Source organism: uncultured Nostoc sp., assembly GCF_964245575.1.
GTDB lineage: Bacteria > Cyanobacteriota > Cyanobacteriia > Cyanobacteriales > Nostocaceae > Nostoc.
The window spans coordinates 1-7,041 of sequence record NZ_CAXTNP010000352.1 but is presented as its reverse complement, the minus strand read 5'-3'; the positions used below and the strand labels follow the sequence as shown (position 1 = coordinate 7,041).

Sequence of the window (7,041 nt, the reverse complement as noted above, 5' to 3'; positions counted from 1 at the left end):
TTCTCAGAACTGGGCGTGACTAAAATTACCTCTATTCCTTTATTTGTGGTATTTATTTTCACATCTGTTACCGACATCACCGGAGTTACTGCTTGGCTGAGTTCGGAGACAGAGTTTTGCTGATGGGGTGTCCTTAATAAGGATGTAGCGCTGGTAAGAGCAGATTGTACATCGCTGAGGTTCAAAATCTCATGACTGAGTTCGACTTGATTAGCTGCTGTCTGCTGGAGTGACAGTTGCTTAGAGGTTGCATTTGCTGTCTCCTTACCTAGAACAGGATGAGTATACGTTACTATTGAGGCAGTTAATAAAACACACTGCCAAAACCAGGTAAAAAGTTTTTCCAAAGTCACTATCACTCCTCGCAATTTTCTATTCGCTTTCAAGTCAGTACACCACAAAATATGCTATGTATATGGCGATCGCATCAGCAATCAGCCTTTATCTTTTAGCAACAGGAATCCTAATACAATACCAACTATCACGCCTAATACCAACATTTTTGGTGATAGAACTTTGACAAATTACAACTAAATGCGATCGCCACTAATGTAGTGTTAGTAGTATTAAAAGTAATTTCCCAATATACTTGGTAAAAATTTATGAACTGGTATTATGTTTTTCCATTTTTATTCAAGTTCAGGTGATAAATTTAACTATCTATCTCAGTTAAACTTTTAAACAAATCTTTAACTAAATGTATGCTCACTAACAGCGAACAAGCTAATAGCTCGTGGATCGACCACTACCGTAAGCACGGTTACGTCGTACTCGAAAAGATTCTGCCTTTGGAACTAGTAGATGCTCATGTAGCAGCTTGTGAGGAAATTCAACGCCGACATGGCATTTATCAAAAATTTCCTTGGAGAAAAGACCCACTGGAAAACGAAAAAGCCTTTGGGGAGGAATTACTAGCCCTCGATGATAATCATGAACCCACAAAAAGTCTTAGAAATGATCCGACACTTCGTTGGTATTTAAATGCCCTTTTTCAAGAAGAGGCGGTACTTCAATATGGCTCTACAAGTTTATGGGAGAGAGGCCGCGAACCGCACTCGGACACAGTGATGTTGTTCCGCGATCCACCTGATAAAGTCTGTCGTGCATGGTGTGCCCTCGAAGATATCCATCCAGACTGCGGAATGTTTTATGTGATACCTGGAACGCACAACAATGAGCGGATTCGTATTTATGACGAGGTTCTGGGCAGCAACCCAGAGATTTTTAAGTTGCTTCGCTCACCGTTACCGAATGATTCAGAGAGTGCATTTTTGGAAAACCGAGCTATTTGGAAAGTGGTTTGTCAGAAGACAGCCTCTCTCACAAAAGGTCTACCAAGAGTTCCATTCTCGATTAATAAGGGTGATGTAGTCTTATTCGATCCAAACGTCATTCATGGCACTATGCCTGCATCCAATCCATCACTCACCCGCAAGGCTATTGTCACCGAATGGCAGACGCGGTCGGTTCGCAACTACTCCTACTCTGAGTATTTTGGTTCGCAGCATGACAAAAGGCAGTTATCATTAGCTAACTAGCTGATAAAAGAGTGAGCTAATGGTATTTAAAAGGACTTGCCAATTTCACTATTTATCGCCGCCTTTAATACATTCAGTAGATCGAAAACTTCTGCGATCGCTAAAAAATAGTAGTGTATGATACAGTTTTTTGAGGAATGTAAAAAAGCTGATTGCCTTGGATAAACTATAAGCTCAACTTATAAATAAGCCCCAAAGACCAACCAAAATCAGCCGGATGGTAAACAAACTTCGCAGGCTACCCCATAGTTGCGGTCTACTGCTTGGCGTAAAAACTCAAGCATCTGTTTGAGAGTAAATAAATGAGAGAAAACCTGTCTAGTACTTCTTTTTAATCGGCTCAGATAATGCCACACTAGATAAATCCATATATTAATAATTAAAAAAGCTATAGCTACAAATAGAAGCCGAATAGTGGGATTTTTAATAGTAGTTTTGATTAGGCACTGGTTTTTCATGCGATAACTACTCTCAATCCCGAAACGTAGACGATAGTCATCATGTATAAGCTGTAAAGTTAACTTAACTTTATAGACAGCGTAAACAAAAAATTCCCGCCCATGCTCTCGTCTTTTACCATTTTTATATGTGCAAACTATCCACACGGGAAAAGTTACTGAACCATATTTATCGCTGCTTTATTGTGTAACTGGTCTTGTAACTCCGCCTACCTCTAATTAATTGTTTGGTTCCACCATGTTTGCCTCGGATAATAGCTGGCATTTCAAATGGAATATCCAAAGCTTGCAACCATCTGATTACAGGTACGCAGAAGAACTCCCTATCTAAATATAATCGTTCAATTGTCAGATTTAAAGGCTCAATTAATGCCAAAAGATACGTGATAATTGCCACCAAGGTATTTTGTTGCTGAACAGCTTTTAAGCTTTGGTTACTCTTTTATACTTCTTATTTACATAAATAGTAGCGTAAGCATAGAAAGAACAAGTACCGTTTTTCCCTTGACTTCTATAGAACCCATTTAATATCTTTTTTCTAGCTAGCAGCTAGTCGTTTGAGCATCAATCGGATAAAACAAAGCTTGAGCTTGGCATTGGCACGAGCGAGTGTCCGGTCAAAGTTTTTGACTAAACTTTTACATCGCTCTACCCAAGCATTCGATCTCTCTATCACCCATCTAGCAGCCACTGGAACAAATTCGGATTGTCCTTTGGCTTCCTTTTCAGCTTTTGATGGCTTGGCAGAGAGCTCAAATTGGATTTTGGTCATGATCTGGGGATAAATTTGCTCCAAGGCTGGGATAATTTTTTCAGGATGGTAGCCATGATCTACTAAAATAGTTGTTTTGGGCAAATCCAGTGGTTTAGATTTGAAATAATCGATATTTTGTGAAAAGATTTCAATCAACCCCTGGTCATCAGATACGTCGGCGGTAGTGCAGTGAGTGAAGAAGGGGAAACCCAATATATCTACTGCTAGATGTCTTTTAATCCCGTTGGTCGCTTTGTAAAAACAAAATCCTTTCGACTCAATACTGGCATTACAAGTATTTTTGACCGCTTGTGAATCAATCATGATTAGGGTTGTCCACTGTGGTTTTTTTTTACTTGTTCACGTACTCCCTGATGTAAATTAGCCATAATTGGATCAAGGATGCCATCTTCACACCACTGCTTGTAATACCAGAACATAGTAGAGTAGGGCGGCAAATCTCTAGGTAAGTCTGCCCAATTGCAACCATTCTTAAGTTGATAAAATATCCCGTTCCAAATTTGCCCCTTTGTCCACACAGGGGGTCTTGTTTTCTTCTTGGTTGGCAATAATGGCTCGATAATTTCCCATTCTTTGTCTGTTACGTCGCTTGAATATGCCATTTTTCGCCCTGACCTGATTCTATTCCACTGTTTCTGCCGATTTTACTTGTTCACCTCAAAGATATCAAATGGGTTCTATACATACCTTACCAAAACCCTGACTCCAATATTCGCTCCCGTCGTAAATACGGTGAGAAGATTGACTATTGTAATATATCTGACGAGTATTTATGCAAAAGTACCATTGAGGAGGATATTAAAACTGATATTTATCAATGCACTCTCCTTCACAAAGAGTTTGCCCAAGCACTAAATATAGTTATTTTGGTCAAAACCAATCTTAAAACTAATGTTCGTAGTCATGTAATTCTATTTACTAGTGACCTGGAGTTGTCATACGAAAAGATAATCGATTACTACAAGCTTCGTTTTCAAATTGAGTTTAACTTTCGTGATGCCAAGCAGTTTTGGGGATTAGAAGATTTCATGAACTTAAGTCAAACTGCTGTAACTAATGCTGCTAATCTAGCATTCTTTATGGTCAACTTATCCCATCATCAACTATTAGATTTTCGTCAACACAATCCCGACTCCGGCATTATTGATCTTAAGGCTTACTACCGTGGTTTTCGATATGTTCGTGAAATGTTAAAAATGCTTCCCGAAATCCCTGAGCCTATTTTATTAACTCAGATTTTTGCCAAACTTACTTCTTTAGGACGCATTCGTCCCATTGCTACAGGCATTGAACCCTCGTAAATTGGCAACAGTATTGCTTGTTCGGTGATTATTATTTAGATATTTGACTTGTCTTAATTCACAATCATCAGGCAATAGTTCTGATTTTTGAGTTGAGCAATTGCGATTGGGTAAGCGGCATTTTTATATACATTAATTATTCGTGGAGTTCTGTTATGACAAGCTTTTAAAGCTTTACGAAAAAATCTTTCTGCGACTTGTGCATCGCGCTTGGCACTCAACATAAAATCGATAGTATTACCAGATGAATCCACAGCTCGATATAAATATTTCCATTCACCCTTTACCTTCACGTATGTCTCATCTACGCGCCAAGAATCATTGCTTTGATTTAAGTATGCTCTGCATCGCTTCTCAATTTCTGGTGCATAAGCTTGTACCCAACGATACACTGTTGTGTATTGTGTGGGGGAGCAATGCGAAAATGTGAGATCGGGGTTTAATTATCAACTACATCGCCATATTCTCAATAAAACCAGGTTTATTTCGTTGTGATCGCATCCCGAAATACCCTATTTCCGTTCTTGGTTTTAGCACCTCACAAAATCGCATTGCTCCCGTTGTGTGGTCTATCAATAGTCCCCGCTCTCCCATCATTTCTTCCAAATGCCGATACGAAAGTGGATATCGCAGATACCACCGCACACATAGCAATATGATCTTAGATTGGAAATGACGCCATTTAAACGGTTCTTTTGGGTTCATTAATGGGCTAAATTTGATACAAAACTATTGGCATAACTACATTTCTACCAGACTAGCCCTAGTTTTTGCAACACAACCTTATATCCTGTGTGAGAACCAAGACACAAAGGTATCCGAGCTTTTGGACTTAGGCAAAAAGTGGCACGCTGATTCAGTAGAAGTAACTGATGGCACAAATGAAGAATATAGTTTCAAACTTCAGCGTCGATTAAGAACTCGATTAGAAGGGTCACTATTGGGTAATAATGTTCAACACGACTGTGATGCAGTCATGATTACTTATTGGTGGGATTGAATAAAAGGTACTGATTCATTAGTGTTCTTAAGCTTTTTAGAAAGATTGTAGACTAACTAATGGAGTTAGATTTTTCTTAACAAAATGGACACAACCTTCTCAATGCTTTTGCAAATTTGACTGCTTCCACATCCCAGCATGAGCAGCGATCGCTATCCTCTGAGCCTGTTCAAAAGCTATTTGATTCGGGCATTCCACCCCACCAAGCCGCGTTTTAGCCAAGCCGCTTTTAAGCAGTTCTTCCTGAAAACTGATCTCAGCCTCACCCTGTCCACGAGCCATGACTTCAGCAACAGTGCGCCCATCGCTGTCTTTTGCGACTGGAGCGATTATCAGTTGGTTCTCGGCAGCAGCGACTAGCTTGAGTAATTTATCTTTTGCTCCATTAGCCAATGGTTGTGCTGGGGCTTGAGCTTGTTTCATTTCCGGGCATCAATTCCACAAAGCTCAACTGACATTTGGCTGCCATCGGTTTGGCGGACTGTGATGTTGTCCCCATCTATCACTTGTGTAGCTATCCATTCTTCGGTAAGGGTGATGGATGGCTGGTTAGTTCTTTGGAAAATCAAGATAGCGGTGATGATACCTCCAGCGATCGCAGTTAAAATTATGGCAGTTCTCCACAATCGCTTCATATTGCTAATGTTGTCACAATATTAAGAAAGCACAATATTATTGAAGCCCCACTGCTCTAGTTAGTAAACCCAGTAGCGATATCATCAGTCTTAGCTGCCATAATGAAATCGTTGCGATGCAGTCCTTGAATCGCGTGTGTCCACCAAGTAACTGTTACCTTGCCCCATTCGGTCAGTAAAGCGGGGTGATGTCCTTGTTTGTCAGCCTCTTTACCCACTAGTTGAGTAAAGGCTAGTGCTGTCTGAAAATCAGGAAAGTTGTAGACACGCTGTAGATGTGACTCACCATTCTCCTCAATCATCTTCCAATTAGGTATCTGAGGCTGAAGTTCAGCAATTTCAGTCTCAGAACCTATCCCACTAATAATATTTGTGCTATAAAGCTTCAGCTTATTGAGAACTTAAAACGAAAACTCAAGGTTTTCAAGCGCATTTTACGGAAAGAAGTAGGTATTTTTAGAATAGTGGGATAGGTTCCAGTTACTGGCGGCGAATCACCACTACAGGGAACACAAGTTTTTTGTAGTAAAGCTTCCACTGTTCTTGCTCCTTCACGAGTCACAATTTCAATTGAGTGTGCTGAATCAGTTGTGATTAGAGATAATCCCTAATTCAGTAGTCTGCCTCTAATTTCAGCTTACTACTACTCCCTTGAATCGACTAAAATTCTACATCTGACGTCAATCAAAACCTAAAAGGTTAGAAAAGTAATCCAAGGGTTGAATGATAGGGATAGCTATTGTTTTGATTCGCACAGAAGGCTGATTTTTTCTTTGATAAGCGATCGCTTGTGGCACTTCCAGATTAAGAAATGCCATAAGCAATGGGAAAGCCAGTTAAGAGAATGTGGTCAACCCGTCTACATTCAGAGGACTCACCGAATCAAATATATTTTGAGCTAGACTTTAGATTAAGGCTCCCAAAGCCCTTCTATGAAGAGACACTACTGCCAACGGTGCTTTGATCATTCGTGTTCGCAAAGAGCAAACGCCAACGGGTTCTACAATCCATTATCCCGTGAAAAGTCAGGTATTGAGTTCGGTGAATCACTAACGATATGTCTGAAGCGAATGCAACTCTAATAAACTTACACCATGCTACCTTTGCTGATTTTTCTAACAGCAGCGCCTCAATGATGCACTACACCTATTCACCTATGACTTCAGTTTTAGTAAAGCATCATTTATTGTGAAACTGGGCTTAGTCATCTCCACCTATTAAGCGACAACGGGTTTGGCTGTTGCAAGCTTGTCGAGAAGAACGCTCTCGTACAATAGTTGCTAAATCTGGTCGTCCTGTTAAGAAAAGTCGCCAATCAGCCCAAATCCCATATA

Annotated in this window: 12 protein-coding genes and 2 pseudogenes; 3 read left to right on the top strand and 11 right to left on the bottom strand. The window is 40.1% G+C overall.

The features are described 5' to 3' along the window. A partial coding sequence (locus ACFFAP_RS34015; protein ID WP_375515346.1) for a hypothetical protein occupies positions 1-353 on the bottom strand: 353 nt, incomplete at its 3' end. 348 nt (positions 354-701) lie between these two features. On the opposite strand from ACFFAP_RS34015, the gene ACFFAP_RS34010 reads away from it, so the two are divergent. Beyond that, positions 702-1,538 (top strand): phytanoyl-CoA dioxygenase family protein, encoded by an 837-nt coding sequence (locus ACFFAP_RS34010; RefSeq protein ID WP_375515345.1) that lies wholly within the window; start codon positions 702-704, stop codon positions 1,536-1,538. 209 nt (positions 1,539-1,747) lie between these two features. On the opposite strand, the gene ACFFAP_RS34005 is transcribed toward ACFFAP_RS34010, so the two are convergent. The 4 genes from ACFFAP_RS34005 to ACFFAP_RS33990 all read right to left on the bottom strand — a co-directional run bounded on the left by ACFFAP_RS34005 (position 1,748) and on the right by ACFFAP_RS33990 (position 3,373). Beyond that, positions 1,748-1,996: a hypothetical protein gene (locus tag ACFFAP_RS34005; RefSeq protein WP_375515344.1), complete on the bottom strand. Its 249-nt coding sequence runs from the start codon at positions 1,994-1,996 to the stop codon at positions 1,748-1,750. 169 nt (positions 1,997-2,165) lie between these two features. Next, the gene (locus ACFFAP_RS34000) at positions 2,166-2,393 is read right to left on the bottom strand and encodes a hypothetical protein (protein WP_375515343.1); all 228 of its coding nucleotides are present in this window, start codon (positions 2,391-2,393) and stop codon (positions 2,166-2,168) included. Positions 2,394-2,534: 141 nt separating this feature from the next. Then, a complete protein-coding gene (locus ACFFAP_RS33995; protein ID WP_375515342.1) occupies positions 2,535-3,074 on the bottom strand; it encodes a transposase in 540 nt (179 codons plus the stop codon). Positions 3,075-3,076: 2 nt separating this feature from the next. Beyond that, positions 3,077-3,373 (bottom strand): transposase, encoded by a 297-nt coding sequence (locus ACFFAP_RS33990; protein ID WP_375515341.1) that lies wholly within the window; start codon positions 3,371-3,373, stop codon positions 3,077-3,079. Positions 3,374-3,448: 75 nt separating this feature from the next. On the opposite strand from ACFFAP_RS33990, the pseudogene ACFFAP_RS33985 reads away from it, so the two are divergent. Further along, positions 3,449-4,072: pseudogene (locus tag ACFFAP_RS33985) on the top strand (transposase); the annotation flags it as partial. A 53-nt stretch (positions 4,073-4,125) separates the two neighbouring features. Here ACFFAP_RS33985 and ACFFAP_RS33980 read toward each other — a convergent pair. Together ACFFAP_RS33980 and ACFFAP_RS33975 are read right to left on the bottom strand one after the other, a co-directional pair. Then, positions 4,126-4,431: a DDE-type integrase/transposase/recombinase gene (locus ACFFAP_RS33980; protein ID WP_375515348.1), complete on the bottom strand. Its 306-nt coding sequence runs from the start codon at positions 4,429-4,431 to the stop codon at positions 4,126-4,128. Between the two features lie 199 nt (positions 4,432-4,630). Next, positions 4,631-4,777, bottom strand: a pseudogene (locus ACFFAP_RS33975) (IS6 family transposase); the annotation flags it as partial. Positions 4,778-4,898: 121 nt separating this feature from the next. Here ACFFAP_RS33975 and ACFFAP_RS33970 point away from each other — a divergent pair. Beyond that, the gene (locus ACFFAP_RS33970) at positions 4,899-5,072 is read left to right on the top strand and encodes a hypothetical protein (RefSeq protein ID WP_375515340.1); all 174 of its coding nucleotides are present in this window, start codon (positions 4,899-4,901) and stop codon (positions 5,070-5,072) included. 99 nt (positions 5,073-5,171) lie between these two features. Here ACFFAP_RS33970 and ACFFAP_RS33965 read toward each other — a convergent pair whose 3' ends face one another. From ACFFAP_RS33965 to ACFFAP_RS33950, 4 genes are all read right to left on the bottom strand, one after another. Further along, positions 5,172-5,495 (bottom strand): thermonuclease family protein, encoded by a 324-nt coding sequence (locus tag ACFFAP_RS33965; RefSeq protein WP_375515339.1) that lies wholly within the window; start codon positions 5,493-5,495, stop codon positions 5,172-5,174. After that, the gene (locus tag ACFFAP_RS33960) at positions 5,492-5,707 is read right to left on the bottom strand and encodes a hypothetical protein (protein ID WP_375515338.1); all 216 of its coding nucleotides are present in this window, start codon (positions 5,705-5,707) and stop codon (positions 5,492-5,494) included. The genes ACFFAP_RS33965 and ACFFAP_RS33960 overlap by 4 nt, the downstream gene beginning before the upstream one ends. A 56-nt stretch (positions 5,708-5,763) precedes the next feature. Then, entirely contained in the window at positions 5,764-6,096 is a 333-nt protein-coding gene (locus ACFFAP_RS33955) for a 4a-hydroxytetrahydrobiopterin dehydratase (protein ID WP_375515347.1), read from the bottom strand. 291 nt (positions 6,097-6,387) lie between these two features. Beyond that, positions 6,388-6,525, bottom strand: a complete 138-nt coding sequence (locus tag ACFFAP_RS33950) for a hypothetical protein (RefSeq protein WP_375515337.1) — start codon at positions 6,523-6,525, stop codon at positions 6,388-6,390. Positions 6,526-7,041 lie beyond the last annotated feature (516 nt).

Excerpts from the sequence above, each read along its gene's own strand:
- ACFFAP_RS34010 (WP_375515345.1), top strand. The coding sequence starts at position 702 with ATGCTCACTAACAGCGAACAAGCTAATAGCTCGTGGATCGACCACTAC.
- ACFFAP_RS34005 (WP_375515344.1), bottom strand. The coding sequence starts at position 1,996 with ATGAAAAACCAGTGCCTAATCAAAACTACTATTAAAAATCCCACTATT.
- ACFFAP_RS33995 (WP_375515342.1), bottom strand. The coding sequence starts at position 3,074 with ATGATTGATTCACAAGCGGTCAAAAATACTTGTAATGCCAGTATTGAG.
- ACFFAP_RS33990 (WP_375515341.1), bottom strand. The coding sequence starts at position 3,373 with ATGGCATATTCAAGCGACGTAACAGACAAAGAATGGGAAATTATCGAG.
- ACFFAP_RS33965 (WP_375515339.1), bottom strand. The coding sequence starts at position 5,495 with ATGAAACAAGCTCAAGCCCCAGCACAACCATTGGCTAATGGAGCAAAA.
- ACFFAP_RS33960 (WP_375515338.1), bottom strand. The coding sequence starts at position 5,707 with ATGAAGCGATTGTGGAGAACTGCCATAATTTTAACTGCGATCGCTGGA.
- ACFFAP_RS33950 (WP_375515337.1), bottom strand. The coding sequence starts at position 6,525 with ATGGCATTTCTTAATCTGGAAGTGCCACAAGCGATCGCTTATCAAAGA.